The organism is Pseudomonas fluorescens group sp. PF-69, from assembly GCF_054481235.1.
The window spans coordinates 1,948,692-1,965,334 of the sequence record NZ_JBTMNC010000001.1; the positions used below are offsets into that span (position 1 = coordinate 1,948,692).

General features: G+C 61.1%; 19 protein-coding genes. 8 read left to right on the forward strand and 11 right to left on the reverse strand.

Translation table 11 applies throughout. The features are described from left to right. The 4 genes from ACX3YF_RS08905 to ACX3YF_RS08920 form a co-directional block, all read right to left on the reverse strand. Positions 1-999 (reverse strand): hydrolase, encoded by a 999-nt coding sequence (locus ACX3YF_RS08905; RefSeq protein ID WP_130206692.1) that lies wholly within the window; start codon positions 997-999, stop codon positions 1-3. Between the two features lie 63 nt (positions 1,000-1,062). Beyond that, positions 1,063-1,677, reverse strand: a complete 615-nt coding sequence (gene rsmD / locus ACX3YF_RS08910; protein WP_130206689.1) for a 16S rRNA (guanine(966)-N(2))-methyltransferase RsmD — start codon at positions 1,675-1,677, stop codon at positions 1,063-1,065. After that, complete coding sequence (locus ACX3YF_RS08915; RefSeq protein WP_458973647.1) at positions 1,677-3,167, reverse strand: M16 family metallopeptidase; 1,491 nt, start codon at positions 3,165-3,167, stop codon at positions 1,677-1,679. Before ACX3YF_RS08915 ends, rsmD begins: the two co-directional genes overlap by 1 nt. Continuing rightward, a complete protein-coding gene (locus ACX3YF_RS08920) occupies positions 3,160-4,515 on the reverse strand; it encodes a M16 family metallopeptidase (RefSeq protein ID WP_130206685.1) in 1,356 nt (451 codons plus the stop codon). Before ACX3YF_RS08920 ends, ACX3YF_RS08915 begins: the two co-directional genes overlap by 8 nt. A 344-nt stretch (positions 4,516-4,859) precedes the next feature. Between ACX3YF_RS08920 and ftsY the strand changes: the two genes are divergently transcribed. The 4 genes from ftsY (at position 4,860) to rpoH (ending at position 8,912) form a co-directional block, all read left to right on the forward strand. Further along, positions 4,860-6,257 (forward strand): signal recognition particle-docking protein FtsY, encoded by a 1,398-nt coding sequence (ftsY, locus tag ACX3YF_RS08925; RefSeq protein WP_458973648.1) that lies wholly within the window; start codon positions 4,860-4,862, stop codon positions 6,255-6,257. Continuing rightward, positions 6,254-6,925 carry a cell division ATP-binding protein FtsE gene (ftsE, locus tag ACX3YF_RS08930; RefSeq protein WP_003229148.1) on the forward strand — a complete coding sequence of 224 codons (672 nt, stop codon included), beginning with the start codon at positions 6,254-6,256 and terminating at the stop codon, positions 6,923-6,925. Before ftsY ends, ftsE begins: the two co-directional genes overlap by 4 nt. After that, positions 6,922-7,944, forward strand: coding sequence for a permease-like cell division protein FtsX (gene ftsX / locus ACX3YF_RS08935; RefSeq protein WP_047534558.1), 1,023 nt, complete (start codon positions 6,922-6,924; stop codon positions 7,942-7,944). Before ftsE ends, ftsX begins: the two co-directional genes overlap by 4 nt. Before the next feature lie 113 nt (positions 7,945-8,057). After that, a complete protein-coding gene (gene rpoH, locus ACX3YF_RS08940; protein ID WP_047534555.1) occupies positions 8,058-8,912 on the forward strand; it encodes an RNA polymerase sigma factor RpoH in 855 nt (284 codons plus the stop codon). A gap of 178 nt (positions 8,913-9,090) precedes the next feature. Here the strand turns inward: rpoH and mtgA are convergent, their stop codons facing one another. Further along, positions 9,091-9,813, reverse strand: coding sequence for a monofunctional biosynthetic peptidoglycan transglycosylase (mtgA, locus tag ACX3YF_RS08945; RefSeq protein WP_047534552.1), 723 nt, complete (start codon positions 9,811-9,813; stop codon positions 9,091-9,093). A 74-nt stretch (positions 9,814-9,887) separates the two neighbouring features. Here mtgA and ACX3YF_RS08950 point away from each other — a divergent pair, with 74 nt between their 5' ends. The 4 genes from ACX3YF_RS08950 (at position 9,888) to trmB (ending at position 12,130) form a co-directional block, all read left to right on the forward strand. Beyond that, complete coding sequence (locus ACX3YF_RS08950) at positions 9,888-10,268, forward strand: DUF423 domain-containing protein (RefSeq protein WP_047534549.1); 381 nt, start codon at positions 9,888-9,890, stop codon at positions 10,266-10,268. A gap of 71 nt (positions 10,269-10,339) precedes the next feature. Then, positions 10,340-10,540, forward strand: coding sequence for a sulfur carrier protein ThiS (gene thiS, locus ACX3YF_RS08955; protein WP_007953386.1), 201 nt, complete (start codon positions 10,340-10,342; stop codon positions 10,538-10,540). Between the two features lie 60 nt (positions 10,541-10,600). Further along, positions 10,601-11,395 carry a thiazole synthase gene (locus ACX3YF_RS08960; RefSeq protein WP_103402814.1) on the forward strand — a complete coding sequence of 265 codons (795 nt, stop codon included), beginning with the start codon at positions 10,601-10,603 and terminating at the stop codon, positions 11,393-11,395. A 9-nt stretch (positions 11,396-11,404) separates the two neighbouring features. After that, a complete protein-coding gene (trmB, locus tag ACX3YF_RS08965) occupies positions 11,405-12,130 on the forward strand; it encodes a tRNA (guanosine(46)-N7)-methyltransferase TrmB (protein WP_448647580.1) in 726 nt (241 codons plus the stop codon). Positions 12,131-12,247: 117 nt separating this feature from the next. Here the strand turns inward: trmB and ACX3YF_RS08970 are convergent, their stop codons facing one another. The 6 genes from ACX3YF_RS08970 to metX are packed head-to-tail and all read right to left on the reverse strand — an operon-like array spanning position 12,248 to position 16,604. Next, positions 12,248-12,571, reverse strand: coding sequence for a DUF3392 domain-containing protein (locus ACX3YF_RS08970; protein ID WP_130206681.1), 324 nt, complete (start codon positions 12,569-12,571; stop codon positions 12,248-12,250). A 9-nt stretch (positions 12,572-12,580) separates the two neighbouring features. Continuing rightward, a complete protein-coding gene (gene hemW / locus ACX3YF_RS08975; protein ID WP_458973649.1) occupies positions 12,581-13,786 on the reverse strand; it encodes a radical SAM family heme chaperone HemW in 1,206 nt (401 codons plus the stop codon). Next, positions 13,783-14,379, reverse strand: a complete 597-nt coding sequence (gene rdgB, locus ACX3YF_RS08980; protein WP_130206677.1) for an RdgB/HAM1 family non-canonical purine NTP pyrophosphatase — start codon at positions 14,377-14,379, stop codon at positions 13,783-13,785. Before rdgB ends, hemW begins: the two co-directional genes overlap by 4 nt. Then, positions 14,376-14,810 (reverse strand): DUF4426 domain-containing protein, encoded by a 435-nt coding sequence (locus ACX3YF_RS08985; RefSeq protein WP_090326107.1) that lies wholly within the window; start codon positions 14,808-14,810, stop codon positions 14,376-14,378. The genes rdgB and ACX3YF_RS08985 overlap by 4 nt, the downstream gene beginning before the upstream one ends. A gap of 26 nt (positions 14,811-14,836) precedes the next feature. Next, entirely contained in the window at positions 14,837-15,457 is a 621-nt protein-coding gene (gene metW, locus ACX3YF_RS08990; RefSeq protein WP_047534534.1) for a methionine biosynthesis protein MetW, read from the reverse strand. A 7-nt stretch (positions 15,458-15,464) separates the two neighbouring features. After that, positions 15,465-16,604 carry a homoserine O-succinyltransferase MetX gene (gene metX, locus ACX3YF_RS08995; RefSeq protein WP_130206673.1) on the reverse strand — a complete coding sequence of 380 codons (1,140 nt, stop codon included), beginning with the start codon at positions 16,602-16,604 and terminating at the stop codon, positions 15,465-15,467. Between the last annotated feature and the right edge of the window lie 39 nt (positions 16,605-16,643).

A 16,643-nucleotide genomic window follows, 5' to 3' on the forward strand; every position in this document is an offset into this window, starting at 1 on the left:
CTACTCGCGAGCCAGGGTGGCCAGCCACTGTGGGATACGCCGTTCCAGGTAGTACCCCGGTTGCCGGAACGAACCGTCGACAAATCCGACGTGACCACCCTTGGCCTGCAACTCGAATTGCGTGCAGGCCGATAACTCTTGTGCCTGGGGCAGGCTGTGGGAAAACACGAAGGGGTCATCGGCTGCCTGAATGAGCAAGGTTGGCGTGCGGATTTCGCCCAGGAAGTAGCGGCTCGATGCACGGCGATAGTAGTCCTCGGCATCGGTGAAGCCATTGAGCGGTGCGGTCACCCGGCCATCGAAATCCCAGAATGTGCGCATGTTTTCCAGCGAGCCCAGCGCGGCGAGCGCTGCCAGGCCATCCTCGCGCCCGTCGTGCTGGAACTGCCGCTGCTTGTTCTTGATGTAGGCCAGCATTTCGCGCATGAAGTGCGCCTGATAAACCTTGGAAAAACCCTGGCCGATGCGGTCGGCGCACTGGTCCAGGCGAAACGGCACCGACACCGCCACCGCGCCGAGCAGGCCGCTGGCGCTACCGGTTTCGCCCAGATGCTTGAGCAACACATTGCCGCCCAGGGAATAACCGACGGCATACAGCGGAGCGAGAGGGCGTTTGGCCCGCAGGTGCCTGATGGTTTCGGCGAGGTCTTCACTGGCGCCGGAATGGTAGCTGCGCGGCAGCAGGTTGGGTTCGCCAGAGCAGCCGCGCCAGTTCAGCGCGACGCTGGCCCAGCCCCGGTCGCCCAGCGCTTTTTGAATCCCGGCCACGTAAGGCGAATTCGACGAACCGGTCAGTCCGTGCAACACCAGTACCAGGGGGGCGTCGACGCTGTGCGGGCCGTGCCAGTCGAGGTCGAGGAAGTCGCCATCCTCGAGCCACAGGCGTTCACGCTCGCGCTCGATGTGTGTGGTTTTGCGCCACAGCGGTCCCCACAAGGTTTGCAAGTGCGGGTTGCCGAGGCCGAAGGCAGGGATGAAGCGTTCTGACGGATGGGACACGATTGTTCTCGAAGCAGCGGCGCGTGCCTTGAAGGAGGCACGCACCTTGTTCAGGCCGATCGATTAGCCGGCAATCTCTGCCATACGTTGCCACAACGAATAATAGACCCGCCCGGACTTTTGCTCCCGGTGCAGGCGCCAGTTGCCTGGCAGGCCCAGGGTCGAGGGTGCGCTTTCGCTTTCGGTATAGACCCAGGCGTCGTCTGCCAGCCACTGACGCTCTTCAAGCAGCGTGCAAACGGCGGGCAACAGGTTCTGGTTGAACGGCGGGTCGAGGAATACCAGGTCGTAGGCAACCGCTGGCTGGGTTTCCAGGTAGCGCAGGGCATCGGCGGTCTGTACCTGGCCGGTGGTGCAGCGCAGCGTACCCAGATGCTCCTTGAGGCTGGACACCGCGAGGCTGCTGGCGTCCAGCGCCTGGCCCATGGCTGCGCCACGGGACAAGGCTTCGAGAAACAGCGCGCCACTGCCGGTGAACGGGTCGAGCACCTTGGCGCCAGGGACGTAGGGTGCCAGCCAGTTGAACAGGGTTTCGCGCACCCGGTCCGGCGTCGGGCGCAGGCCCGGAGCGTCAGGGAAGCTCAGCTTTCGGCTGCGCCATTCGCCGCCGATGATGCGCAGTTGGTTCACGCCGTTATGCACGTTGTGAACCGGTTTTTTAGGACGGGAAGTGGCCATTAATGCTCCGGAACCCCGAGCGGTTGCTCGGCAGGTTTATCAGTAGGGGCCGGTAACGGCTTTTGTGGCACGGTCGGGCCAGCGCTGACGATGACCATTTTGTCCGTGCTCAGGTGTTTGTTCAGTGCGGCGCGGACTTGCTCGACAGTCAGGTTCTGCGACTGTTGCATGAAGTCCTCCAGATGACTCAGCGGCAGGTTATAGAAGCCGATGGCGCCCAGTTGGCCGACAATGTCCGCGTTGCTGGCGGTCGACAGCGGGAAGCTGCCGGACAGTTCGCGCTTGGCGTCGTCGAGTTCTTTTTCGGTCGGGCCGGTTTTAAGGTAATCGGCCAGCACGTCCTGCACCAGCTTCAGGGTGCCTTCGCTCATCTCGGCGCGGGTCTGCAGGTTGATCATGAACGGGCCGCGCGCCTGCATCGGGGTGAAGCCCGAATACACGCCGTAAGACAGGCCACGCTTCTCGCGGACTTCGCTCATCAGGCGAGTGCCGAAACCGCCGCCGCCGAGGATCTGGTTACCCATGGACAGGGCCGCGTAGTCCGGATCGTCACGGTCGATGCCCAGTTGCGCGATCATCAGGTTGGTCTGCTTGGACGGAAACTCGATGTGGCCGACGCTGGCCTTGGGTTCGGCCGGTTGCGCGATTTTCGGCAAAGCCGGGCCTTTGGGCAGGGCCGCGGAAACCTGTGCCGCAATGGCTTCGGCTTCAGTGCGGGACAAATCGCCCACCAGTGCGATCACTACGTTCCCGGCGGCATAGGCTTTCTGGTGGAACGCGCGCAGTTGCTCCAGGGTGATGGCCGGAATGGTGTTCGCCGTGCCGTCGCTGGAGTGCGCGTACGGGTGATCGCCATACAGGCGATTCATCAATTCGACGCTGGCCAGTTTGCCGGGGTTCTGTTTCTGGTATTCGAAACCGGCGAGCAACTGGTTCTTGATGCGGGTAAAGGAATCAGCGGGGAACGTCGGCTTGCCAACGACTTCAGCGAATAGCTTCAGGGCCGGCTCGCGTTTGTCTGCGGCGCTGAGGCTGCGCAGAGAGGCGACCGCCATGTCTTTGTAGGCCCCGTTGCCGAAATCGGCGCCCAGGCCTTCGAAACCCTGGGCAATCGCGCTGACGTCTTTGCCGGCGACGCCTTCGTTGAGCATGGCGTTGGTCAGCGTGGCCAGACCGGGGGCATCGCCATCCTGGCTGCTGCCGGCGGCAAAGATCAGGCGCATGTCGAACATCGGCAGCTCACGGGCCTCGACAAACAACACTTTGGCGCCTTCGGCGGTGTTCCAGCTCTGGACATCGAGTTTGCGATGGCTCGGCGCCTTGCCGTTGAGCTCGGTCAGCGATTGCAGTTTCTGGCTGGCCTTGGCTTTGTCCAGTGCTTCACTGGCAATGGAGTCATCAGTCTTGGCGAAATAGACTGCGGCAGAGCCGATCAACATGGCAGCGATCAGGCCCAGCAGGGCCCGGCGCGATTTTTTACGCTCACTCATGAGTCGTCTCCTCTGGCAGAACATGGGCGACGCTGAGACGTTCGCGGGTGAAATACAGCTTGGCGGCTTTCTGGATGTCTTGCGGGGTCACGCTTTCCAGTTCGGCGAGTTCGGTGTCCATCAATTTCCAGGACAGGCCGACGGTTTCGAGTTGGCCGATGGCGGTGGCCTGACTGGTGATCGAGTCACGCTCGTAAACCAGGCCGGCGATGACCTGTGCCCGCACGCGCTCGAGTTCTTCGCTGGACGGCGCGGTGGTTTTCAACTGTTCGAGCAGCTTCCACAAACCGGCTTCCGCCTGCTCGATGGTTTTGTTTTTCTGGCTGTTGGGGGTTGCCGACAGCGTGAACAGACTGTCGCCACGGGTGTAGGCGTCGTAGCTCGACGAAGCGCCGGACACCAGCTCTTCGCCACGCTCCAGTTGGGTCGGGATGCGTGCGCTATAGCCACCGTCGAGCAGGGCGGAAATCAGGCGCAAGGCATTCACCGAGCGTTTGTCTTCGGCGGTGGCAATGCTCGGTACGTTGAATGCCAGCATCAGGCTGGGCAGTTGGGTCTTCACGTGCAGGGTGATCTGGCGCTCGCCGGGCTCGGCCAGTTCCAGCGGAATTTTCGCCGGCGGCACGTCGCGTTTGGCGATCGGGCCGAAGTAACGCTGGGCCAGGGCTTTGACTTCATCCGGGGTCACATCGCCGACCACTACCAGCGTGGCGTTGTTCGGCACGTACCAGGATTCATACCAGTGGCGCAGCTCTTGGACCTTCATGCGGTCCAGATCCGCCATCCAGCCGATGGTGGGCGTGTGATAGCCGCTGGCCGGGTAAGCCATGGCCTTGAAGCGCTCGTAGGCCTTGGACATCGGTTTGTCGTCGGTGCGCAGGCGGCGTTCTTCTTTAATGACTTCGATTTCCCGGGCGAACTCATCGGGCGGCAGACGCAGGCTGGCCATGCGGTCGGCTTCCAGTTCGAAGGCCACGCCCAGGCGATCGCGGGCCAGTACCTGGTAATAAGCGGTGAAGTCGTCGCTGGTGAAGGCGTTCTCCTCGGCGCCGAGGTCACGCAGGATCAGTGAGGCTTCGCCGGGACCGACTTTCTCGCTGCCCTTGAACATCATGTGTTCCAAGGCGTGGGACAACCCGGTCTGACCCGGAGTCTCGTAGCTGGAGCCGACCTTGTACCAGACCTGTGACACCACCACCGGCGCGCGATGATCTTCGCGCACGACGACCTTCAGGCCATTGTCGAGGGTGAATTCGTGGGTGGGTTGCGGGTCGGCGGCCAGGGCCGAAAGGGGCAGGCAAACTGTGCTGAGCAGCAGGCCAGCAGCGCGGCGGGCTAGAGCATTCATTCGTTTTTAAACCTTTGGGGCTGTCCGCTTGGTCTTAGCCTAGGCGGGCGAGGAGGTGCTAGGATACTGATCCGTTTTAGCGGCGGCCACGCCTATCAGGCCTTTATGCTTGATCAGGTTGATTGGGTTTACGACGGAAGGTGGATATTTATCAACTGAATTCCGCTTTTTCGCCGATTTTGCTGCTTTAGTCCTATGAGAAGTCGATTTCTTGAGGTGCCGATGAGCACCTCGACAAAATGTTGCGCGTGAACAAGCTGGGTCAATCGCAGTCTGTTCTGCATCGAATATTTATTTGCCGGGGCGCCCGTTGGCGCGTCGCTACCGTGAGATAGCCGTCCCCCATGTTTGGTTCCAACGACGACAAGAAGACCCCAGCTGCGGCTGGCGAAAAGAAAAGCCTGTTCGGATGGCTGCGCAAAAAGCCGCAGGAACCCGCCGTCGAACAGCCACAGCCAATTCCTGAACCAACGCCAGCGCCACAAGCAGAGACTGCGCCCGTTGTGGTGCCCATCGCCGAGCCGGTGCTGCAACCGGTTGCCGCGCCTGTTGACGAAGCCCCGACCGAATTGCCACAGGCCCCGGTCGCTCAGCCCTGGCTGACGTTGCCGGTGGCGGAAGAGCCGGTGGCTCTGGTCGAAGATGAGCAGGCGCCCCATGTGACGCCGCCGATTCCTGTGCACACGCCAGTGGCGCAAGAGCCGGTTCGGTCGCCAGTGATTGAGCCGGTGGTTGCCGCGCCGGTTGTCAAAGCGCCAGAGCCTGCACCTGCCGTCGTGCCGGTCGAGCCAGTCCGCACCGAAGAAACCAAGGCCGGTTTCTTCGCCCGCCTCAAGCAAGGCCTGTCCAAGACCAGCGCCAGCATCGGCGAAGGCATGGCCAGCCTGTTTCTGGGCAAGAAAGCCATCGACGATGAGCTGCTCGATGATCTCGAAACCCGTCTGCTGACCGCCGACGTCGGGGTCGAAGCCACTTCGGTGATCATTCAGCGCTTGACCCAGAAGGTCGCGCGCAAGGAGCTGGCTGATTCCGATGCCTTGTACAAGTCCCTGCAAGCCGAACTGGCGGCCATGCTCAAGCCCGTCGAGCAACCGCTGAAAATCACCTCGCAAAACAAGCCGTTCGTGATTCTGGTCGTTGGCGTCAACGGTGCCGGCAAGACCACCACCATCGGCAAGCTGGCGAAGAAACTGCAGCTGGAAGGCAAGAAAGTCATGCTCGCTGCCGGTGACACCTTCCGTGCCGCAGCGGTCGAGCAATTGCAGGTCTGGGGTGAGCGCAACAAGATCCCGGTGATTGCCCAGCACACCGGCGCCGACTCGGCTTCGGTGATCTTCGACGCCGTGCAGGCCGCCAAGGCCCGTGGCATCGATGTGTTGATCGCCGACACGGCCGGTCGTCTGCACACCAAAGACAACCTGATGGAAGAGCTGAAAAAAGTTCGCCGGGTGATCGGCAAGCTCGACGCCGATGCACCGCACGAAGTGTTGCTGGTGCTCGACGCCGGCACCGGCCAGAACGCCATCAACCAGGCCAAACAGTTCAACCAGACCGTCGAGCTGACTGGCCTGGCACTGACCAAACTCGACGGAACCGCCAAGGGTGGGGTGATTTTTGCCCTGGCCAAGCAGTTCGGTCTGCCGATCCGCTACATCGGTGTCGGTGAAGGCATCGACGATTTGCGCACTTTTGAAGCTGAACCCTTTGTCCAGGCGCTGTTTGCCGAGCGGGAGCGTTCATGATTCGTTTCGAACAGGTCGGTAAACGCTACCCGAACGGTCACGTCGGCTTGCATGAGCTGAGCTTTCGAGTGCGTCGCGGTGAGTTTTTGTTTGTAACCGGTCATTCCGGTGCCGGTAAAAGTACGTTGTTGCGCCTGCTGCTGGCCATGGAGCGACCCACCAGCGGCAAGTTGCTGCTGGCCGGGCAAGACCTGAGCACCATCAGCAACGCACAGATTCCATTCCTGCGCCGGCAGATCGGCGTGGTGTTCCAGAACCATCAACTGTTGTTTGATCGCACGGTGTTCAACAACGTCGCGCTGCCGTTGCAGATTCTTGGCCTGTCCAAGGCGGAAATCGCCAAGCGTGTGGATTCGGCCCTGGAGCGCGTGGCGCTGTCGGACAAGACCGATCTGTACCCCGGCGACCTCTCCACCGGCCAGCAACAACGCGTCGGCATTGCCCGCGCCATCGTTCACCGTCCGGCTTTGCTGCTGGCGGACGAACCGACCGGTAACCTCGACCCGCGGCTGGCGGCGGAAATCATGGGCGTGTTCGAAGACATCAACCGTTTGGGCACCAGCGTATTGATCGCCAGTCACGACCTGGCACTGATCGCGCGCATGCGCCACCGCATGCTGACCCTGCAACGCGGTCGATTGATCGGCGACGGGGAGGCCGGCGTATGAGTGCAACTCGCAGTCCGAAGGTTTCAGAACGCGTGGCGCCGAAGGCCGCCGATCCGCAACCGACCAAGAAAAAAGGCGACGACGATGATGGCCCGGACTTTGCGACGCTGTTTCGCGCCTGGATCGAAAGCCATCGCGCCAGCCTGCTGGACAGCCTGCGCCGACTGGGTAAGCAGCCCATCGGCAGCTTTTTCACCTGCATGGTGATGGCGGTGGCCCTGAGTTTGCCCATGGGCCTGTCACTTTTGCTAAGTAACGTTGAACGTCTGGGTGGTTCCTGGCAGCGTGCTGCGCAGATTTCGCTGTACTTGCAGCTCGAGGCCAGCCCGGCTGAGGGCGAGGCGCTACGCGCGCAGATCAAGGGCATGCCGGGCGTGGCCGATGCCGAATATGTAGGCCGGGATCAGGCGCTGGAAGAGTTCCAGCAGCAGTCCGGCCTGGGCGACGCCCTCAAGGAGTTGCCGGAAAACCCGCTACCCGGCGTGGTCCTGGTGACGCCGAAAGAAGTCGATAAGCCGACACTTGAAGCATTAAGACAAAAACTTTCCGATCTGCCGAAGGTACAGCAGGCGCAGCTTGATTTAGTCTGGGTGGAGCGTCTGGCAGCCATTCTCAAGCTGGGCGACCGTTTTGTCTTCGGTCTGACCGTGCTTCTGGTTTCTGCATTACTTTTGGTGATAGGCAATACCATTCGTCTTCATATTGAAAACCGCCGCACAGAGATAGAAGTGATTAAACTGGTCGGCGGCACTGACAGCTATGTGCGCAGGCCCTTTCTTTATATGGGCGCGCTTTATGGTTTCGGTGCGGGGATTTTTTCCTGGGGCGTATTGGCGTTTGGCCTTGACTGGCTGAATGACGCGGTAGTCGGACTGGCCGGTTTGTACGGCAGTAATTTCGCGCTGGCCGGAGTGCCGGTTGCCGACGGTCTGTCGCTCTTGCTTGGCGCTGTGCTGTTGGGGTATATCGGTGCATGGATTGCAGTCGCACGCCACCTGAGGGAGCTTGCGCCTAAGTAGTATCATTTTGCTCGTATTGACCTTTCAGCGTTTATGGGAACTTGTTCTACGGTTTCTGGTCAATTTTCGCAGTGCTTAACTGCACGAGTTATGTAAGTCGGAGGTTTTTTCGTATGACCAATTCTTTGCAACCTGCATATGCTCTGGTCCCGGGTGCGAACCTGGAGGCCTATGTGCACACGGTGAACAGCATTCCGTTGCTGACGCCGGAGCAGGAGCGTGAACTGGCCGAGAGTCTCTACTATGAGCAGGATCTTGAGGCGGCTCGGCAGATGGTGCTCGCCCACCTGCGTTTTGTCGTTCATATCGCCCGTAGCTATTCCGGCTACGGTCTGGCTCAGGCTGACCTGATCCAGGAAGGTAACGTCGGCCTGATGAAGGCCGTGAAGCGCTTCAACCCGGAAATGGGCGTGCGCCTGGTGTCCTTTGCCGTGCACTGGATCAAGGCGGAAATCCACGAATTCATCCTGCGCAACTGGCGGATCGTGAAGGTCGCGACCACCAAGGCCCAGCGCAAGCTGTTCTTCAACCTGCGCAGTCAGAAGAAACGCCTGGCCTGGTTGAACAACGAGGAAGTCCATCGCGTGGCGGAAAGCCTCGGCGTAGAGCCGCGGGAAGTGCGCGAGATGGAAAGTCGCCTGACCGGCCATGACATGGCCTTCGACCCGGCTGCCGAAGCTGATGATGACAGTGCTTTCCAGTCGCCGGCCAACTACCTGGAAGACCACCGGTACGACCCGGCCCGTCAACTGGAAGATGCCGACTGGAGCGACAACTCCAATCACAATCTGCACGAAGCGCTGGAAGTGCTGGACGACCGCAGCCGGGACATCCTCTATCAGCGTTGGCTGGCAGAAGAAAAAGCCACGCTGCACGATCTGGCGCAGAAGTACAACGTATCGGCCGAGCGTATTCGTCAGCTCGAGAAGAGCGCGATGAACAAACTCAAGTTGTCGATTGCCGCGTAACCGGCAAGCAGGCAATAAAAAACGCCCCGATCATTGATCGGGGCGTTTTTGTTTCTGGCCTCACACATCCCCAATGTGGGAGCGAGCCTGCTCGCGATGGCGTCGAATCAGACGACATCAATGTTTAATGTGATGACCTCATCGCGAGCAGGCTCACTCCCACAGGGGATACGCAGTGTTACTGAGACCACGGCGCCCGGCGGGAATCGTTCAGTCCAATCAAATAACTGTCCCCCCCCAACTGGCTCATCTGCTGCCGTATCCACCCCGCACGCCGCGAAACGTACGAAGTCGGATGGCTGGCGCTCCACACGCGCGGGTTTGGCAGCACAGCGGCCAATAGACTCGATTGCTGGCGGCTGAGGTTTTTCGCGCTGATGCCAAAGTGATGTCGTGCAGCGGCCTCGGCACCAAATACCCCGTCATCCCACTCGACGCTGTTGAGATACACCTCAAGAATCCGCTGCTTGGGCCAGAACACTTCGATCAGTCCGGTAAACCAGGCCTCCAGGCCTTTGCGCAACCAGCTGCGACCTGACCACAGGAACAGGTTTTTCGAAACCTGCTGGCTCAGGGTGCTGGCGCCGCGAACCGTGCCGCCGAGCTCGTTATGGGCCAGTGCGGCCTGGATCGCCCCGAAGTCAAAGCCCCAGTGCTCCGGGAATTTCTGATCTTCCCCGGCGATTACCGCGACTTTCAGGTCGTCCGAGATTTCATCCCAGGGCTTCCAGGTGCGTTGCAGGTCAATGGGCTCGCCGTTGAACCACGATTCAATCTTGCGTTCGACCATCAATGCCGTGCCCGGTGGCGGCACTACGCGAAAGATCAGCACCAGCAATACGCTGCCGCCCATGAACCAGAGCACGGCCTTCGTGAAACGACGGAAATATATACGCAGCATAGAGATGGCTTGGCCGAACCCGTTGAGCGGGCCATTATACAGACCCTGTTGATTGCGTCTGACTGGAGTTCTTCATGCTGCGTGGCTTTCTGATGCTGGCCGCTTTTTTCGGTTTCACCGGTGTCGGCCTTGGCGCGTTCGCCGCCCACGGTCTGAAAAATCGCCTGAGTGCCGAGTACCTGGCCATTTTCCACACTGGCGTCACCTATCAGCTGGTGCATACCCTGGCATTGCTGGGTGTGGCGCTGCTGGCCACGCAGATTCCCGGTCGGCTGATCACCTGGGCCGGTGCGTCCTTTGCCATCGGCATCCTGCTGTTCTCCGGCAGCCTGTATGTGCTGACCCTGACCGGCTTCAGCAAGCTTGGCATCATCACGCCTTTTGGCGGCCTGGCATTCCTGGTTGGCTGGTTTTGCCTGGGCCTTGCCGCCTGGCGCTTGCAGCTTACCGCTTGACGCTTGTTGCTGACCTTTAGGTCACGATCGGGCTAGAATGCCAGCCCCTAAAAATGATGGCGGCATCCGGCATGCGCATTCAGTTGAACGGCGAATCCTTTGAACTGCCCGACGGTGAAACCGTTGCGGCCCTGCTGACCCGTCTGGACCTGACCGGACGCCGGGTGGCGGTGGAACTCAATCTGGATATCGTTCCGCGCAGTCAGCATGCCGATACCACGCTCAACGACGGCGACAACGTCGAAGTCGTGCATGCCATCGGCGGTGGCTAGCCGTCTGGCCTGCATGAGCCGAAAATTCTGCAAGACCCTCACTCCTACAGAGGATTTCCCATGAGCATCGTTCGTAGCGACAAGCCTTTCGTCCTGGCCGGTCGTACTTACCAGTCGCGTTTGCTGGTGGGTACCGGCAAATACCGTGACATGGAAGAAACCCGCCTGGCCATCGAGGCCTCGGGTGCCGAGATCGTCACTTTCGCCGTGCGTCGTACCAACCTCGGCCAGAACGAGGGCGAGCCGAACCTGCTGGATTTCCTGTCGCCGGATCGCTACACCTTTCTGCCGAACACCGCCGGTTGCTACGACGCAGTCGAGGCCGTGCGCACCTGCCGCCTGGCCCGTGAGCTGCTCGATGGCCACAACCTGGTGAAGCTGGAAGTGCTGGCGGACCAGAAAACCCTGTTCCCCAACGTGATCGAAACCCTCAAGGCCGCCGAATCGCTGGTCAAGGAAGGCTTCGACGTGATGGTCTACACCAGTGACGACCCGATCATCGCCCGGCAACTGGCGGAAATCGGCTGCATCGCGGTGATGCCGCTGGCCGGTCTGATCGGTTCGGGCCTGGGGATCTGCAACCCGTACAACCTGCAGATCATCCTTGAAGAAGCCAAAATCCCGGTGCTGGTGGATGCCGGGGTCGGTACCGCTTCCGACGCGACCATCTCCATGGAGCTGGGTTGTGACGCCGTGCTGATGAACTCGGCGATCGCCCACGCCCAACAGCCGATCATGATGGCGGAAGCCATGAAACACGCCATCGTTGCGGGCCGTTTGGCTTACCTCGCTGGCCGCATGCCGAAAAAACTCTATGCCAGCGCCTCTTCGCCGCTGGATGGTCTGATCAAGTAAGAGCCATTGATGACTGAATCGAACGACACGCCTATCCAGACGGAAGAAGGCGACGAGCGCCAACACCGCCGCATCAAGAGTTTCGTGATGCGTGCCGGGCGCATGACCGAAGGCCAGCAACGTGGCCTGGAGCAGGGCGCACCGCTGTTCGTGCTGCCCCTGGCCGACGCGCCGGTGGACTTCGACCAGGTGTTCGGTCGCTCGGCACCGCGCTCGCTGGAAATCGGTTTCGGCATGGGCCATTCGCTGCTGGAAATGGCGGCGGCTTCTCCGGAGCAGGATTTCATCGGCGTCGAAGTACACCGTCCGGGCGTTGGTGCGTTGCTCAACGGCGTGCTGACCCAGGGTTTGACCAACCTGCGGGTCTACGATTGCGATGCCATCGAAGTGCTCAACCGTTGCGTGGCCGACAACAGCCTCGATCGCCTGATGCTGTTTTTCCCGGACCCGTGGCACAAGAGCCGTCATCACAAGCGTCGCATCGTTCAGGCGTCGTTCGCCGAGCTGGTACGCAGCAAGTTGAAGGTCGGCGGCATTCTGCACATGGCTACCGACTGGGAACCGTACGCTGAATACATGCTGGAAGTGATGAGCGTCGCGCCGGGTTATCGCAACCTGGCCGAAGACGGCAAGTGCGTACCGCGCCCGGCCGAGCGGCCGATCACCAAGTTCGAACGCCGTGGCGAACGTCTTGGGCATGGCGTGTGGGATCTGAAGTTCGAAAAACTGGCGTAAAACCTGTGGGAGCGAGCCTGCTCGCGATAGCGGTCTGACAGTCGACGAAGAGGTTGAATGTCAGCCCCTCATCGCGAGCAGGCTCGCTCCCACAGTTGTTTTATGTACAGCCGAAAGTTAGCGGCGGTCAGCGACGACGCCGATGAGCACCAGCACCACCAGCAACACCGGCGCCAGGCTGTAGTTGTTGAATTGGCTCAAGCCCCGAACGATCCACGGCGTGGCGTAGATCAGGGCGGCGCCGCTGCCGATCATGCACAGCAGGGCCATCAGCGGCACGCGCAAGGCGCCAGCGATGCTGCCCAGTCGTTGGTCGACCCAGCCCTTGAAATCCGCGCCGAACAGCACCAGCAGACAGCCCACCAGGGCCAGGGCGATTTCCGAGAGATTGCTGCGGCTCCAGCGAGAAACGGTGGCGAGCAGGTCGAGTACCAGATCCATTCGATTTCCTTATGTCAGAAACTTCTGCAGCAAGTCGTTGAGGAATAGCTGTCCGCGCTCGGTAGCCGCCAGACGTGTCGGTTCGACCTGCAACAGGCCACTTTGTTCGGCTTCGCGACGAGCTTCGGCCAGGCTTTCCAGGGACAGTCCGGTGCGTTCCGGATACAGCCGCGATTCGACCCCTTCGGTCAGGCGCAGGGCATTCATCAGGAACTCGAACGGCATTTCGTCGTTGGTCAGGGCTTTCTCGCCTGCCTGGAAGCTTTTGGCTGGGTTGAGGTAGTCCTTCGGCAGGCGAGTCTTCCAGGTGCGCACGATGCGCCCGTCCGGGTGGCTGAGCTTGCCGTGGGCGCCGGCGCCGATACCAATGAAGTCGCCGAAACTCCAGTAATTGAGGTTATGCCGTGCCGGGCGGCCCGGTTGGGCGTAGGCCGAGACCTCGTACTGCGCGTAACCGTGTTCGGCCAGCAGTGCCTGGCCGGCTTCCTGAATGTCCCACAACGTATCGTCTTCCGGCAGCGTCGGCGGCTGGTTCCAGAACACGGTGTTCGGCTCCAGGGTCAGCTGATACCAGGAAAGGTGGGTCGGCTTCAGGGCGATGGCCTGGCGCAGGTCGCTCAGGGCGTCCTCCAGGGACTGATCCGGCAGACCGTGCATCAGGTCCAGATTGAAGTTGTCGAACCCGGCCTGGCGCGCCATGCCGGCGGCTCGCACCGCTTCGTCGCCGTTGTGAATCCGCCCCAGTGCCTCGAGCTTTGCCTGCTGGAAGCTCTGGATACCGATCGACAGGCGATTGATGCCGAGCGCCCTGTAGGCAACGAATTTCTCTTGCTCGAAGGTGCCGGGGTTGGCTTCCAGGGTGATTTCGATGTCGTGGGCAAAGGGGATGCGTTGTTCCACGCCTTTGAGCAGTCGGCCCAACGCGGCAGCGCTGAACAGGCTTGGCGTGCCGCCACCGAAGAAAATCGAGCTCAACTCGCGGCCATAGACAGCGTGCAGGTCCTGATCAAGGTCGGCCAGCAAGGCGTCGACGTACTCTTCTTCCGGCAGCACCGGGCTGGCGGTATGGGAGTTGAAGTCGCAATAAGGGCATTTGCGCACACACCACGGGATGTGGATGTACAGCGCCAGGGGCGGCAGTACCGGCAGGGCCGCCCGAGGCGATTGCGCGGCACCGCCGAAAATCAGCGGCGACGCGGAGCGGTCGTGGGTCATTTCAGGCCCAGACGCTGGCGCAGCAGATCCATTGCGCGGGCGCGGTGACTGATCCGGTTCTTGTCGCCCGGGCTCAGCTCGGCGCTGGAGCAATCGCGCTCCGGCACCCAGAACAGCGGGTCGTAGCCAAAGCCGTGCTCGCCGCTGGCCTCCGTCAGGATGCGACCGTGCCACAGGCCCTCGCAGAGAATCGGCAGCGGGTCTTCGGCATGTCTCACCAGGGCCAGCACGCAGACGAACTGTGCGCCACGCTCGGCCTCGGGCACGTCCTTGAGGACATCCAGCAGTTTGGCGTTGTTCGCCGCATCGCCCTTGCCATCGGCATACCGCGCCGAGTAGATGCCCGGCGCGCCACCGAGGAAATCCACCGCCAACCCGGAATCGTCGGCCAGCGCCGGCAGGCCGGAAATGCGCGCGGCGTTTCGGGCCTTGAGAATGGCGTTCTCGACGAACGACAAACCGGTTTCTTCAGGCTCGACCTGGCTGAACTCGCCGATCGAGCGCAGTTGCACCGAGTCGCCGAGCATGGCCTGGAGTTCCTTGAGTTTGCCGGCGTTGTGGCTGGCCAGTACGAGTTGCGTGAAGTTGATCATTCGCCGGGGAAGAGCTCTTGGTTGAAATTGATGGTGTTAATTTTGTCACCGGTCTGCACCTTGATCTCGAAGGTGCGGGTTTCCTGTTGAGGCACAGGGTACTGGGCGATGTAATAAATGGCGCCCTGCTCGGTGATCTGTTTAAAGCTCAGTGGCACGCTCTGGCTGGTCAGGTCTTTGACCGTGCCAGTGACTTGGGCCATCAGCGGCTTGCCGTCCTTGAGCACCGAAATATTGATCACGCCCTGATTCTTGCTGCGAATGAGTTCGGCCGACTTGGCGATGTCCGGCGTCAGGTACGTGGAGTTGAAGGTGTTGTAGTGCACCGTCACGTCGCCAAAGGTTTCCTGGCGCTCGCTCTTGATGACGTCGGCGGCCATGGCCGTGACGCTCAGGCAGGCGGTGAGTAGAAACAGCGCTAGACGACCCATGATTTTCTCCTCGGAATGTGGGTGATTCAGACCGCGACCTTATGGTCTGCAAGCCCCGGGCTGCTGACGCGGTAGATACCGATCTCACCTAACAGATTAGGCCATAGCTTACTGGCCCACCCGTGCCGATGCTGTTGATCCACGGCAAGCCGATCAATGACCTTGGCTTCACGTTCGCGACACAAGGCTTCAAAGTCTTCGAAAGTGCAGAAGTGGATGTTCGGCGTGTTGTACCAGGTGTACGGCAGAAACTCGGAAACCGGCATCCGTCCCTTGCTGGCCAGGTACCAGCGGCAGCGCCAGTGACCGAAGTTGGGGAAGGTGATGATGCACTGGCGTCCGACCCGCAGCATTTCGTCGAGGATCTTGTCCGGGTAATGCACCGCCTGCAGCGCCTGGGTCATGACCACGACGTCAAAGCTGTTGCTGGCAAAGTTGCCCAGGCCCTTGTCCAGGTCCTGTTCGATGACATTGATGCCCTTGGCCACGCATTCGGCGATGTTGTCCGCGTCGTTTTCCAGGCCATAGCCGGTGACCTGCTTGTTGTCGCGCAGCCAGGTCAGCAGCTCGCCATCGCCACAACCGAGGTCGAGCACGCGGCTACCGGCGGGGATCCATTCCTGGATGATTTCCAGATCAGCTCTCATGGCTATCTCACAACGTTATGCGGTTCATGTAATTGCCGAACGCCTGCAAGTAGCGCGGGATCGGAATCAGGAAGGCGTCGTGGCCCTGCGGTGCGTCGATCTCCAGGTAGCAGACGTCCTTGCGCGCGGCCATCAGCGCGTCCACCAGTTCCCGCGAGCGGGCAGGGGAGAAGCGCCAGTCGGTGGTGAACGACATCACGCAGAACCTGGCGGTGGCACCGGCGAAGGTCTTGGCCAGGTCATCATCGAAATTGGCGGCCGGGTCGAAGTAGTCCAGGGCCTTGGTCATCAGCAGGTAGGTGTTGGCGTCGAACCGCCCGGAGAACTCTTCCCCCTGGTAGCGCAGGTAGCTTTCGACCTGGAACTCGACGCTGTGGAAGTCGTAGTTGAGCTTCTCGCTTTTCAGGCCGCGACCGAATTTCTCGCCCATGGAATCGTCGGACAGGTAGGTAATGTGCCCGACCATCCGCGCCAGCATCAGCCCGCGCTTGGGGATCACGCCGTGTTCCTGGAACGAACCGCCATGGAAGTCCGGGTCGGTGAGGATCGCCTGGCGTGCCACTTCGTTGAAGGCGATGTTCTGCGCCGACAGCTTCGGTGCCGAGGCGATGGCCAGGCAGTGCCGCACGCGGTCCGGGTAAGTGATGGTCCACTGCAGGGCCTGCATGCCGCCCAGGCTGCCGCCGATGACGGCCGCCCATTGGCCGATGCCGAGCACATCGGCGAGGCGCGCCTGGCTGTGCACCCAGTCTTCCACGGTCAGCACCGGAAAGTCGGCGCCAAACGGCTTGCCGCTCTCGGGATTGATACTGCTTGGGCCTGTGGAGCCGTTGCAGCCACCGAGGTTGTTCAGGCTGACCACAAAGAACTTGTTGGTGTCGATGGGCTTGCCGGGGCCTATGCAGCTGTCCCACCAACCGGGTTTGCGGTCGTCGGGGCTGTGATAGCCGGCCGCGTGGTGGTGCCCGGACAAGGCGTGACAGATCAGCACGGCGTTGCTCGCCGTGGCGTTCAGCGTGCCGTAGGTCTCGTATATCAGGTCATAGGCTGGTAGCGAACGACCGCAGGCCAACGCCAGGGGGTCGCTGAAGTGCGCCATTTGCGGCGTCACCAGACCAACAGAATCGGGGGGGAAGGCAGCTGGCATCGACCCTGCTCTCGTTGAAATGAGGCGTAAGTCTAAAGA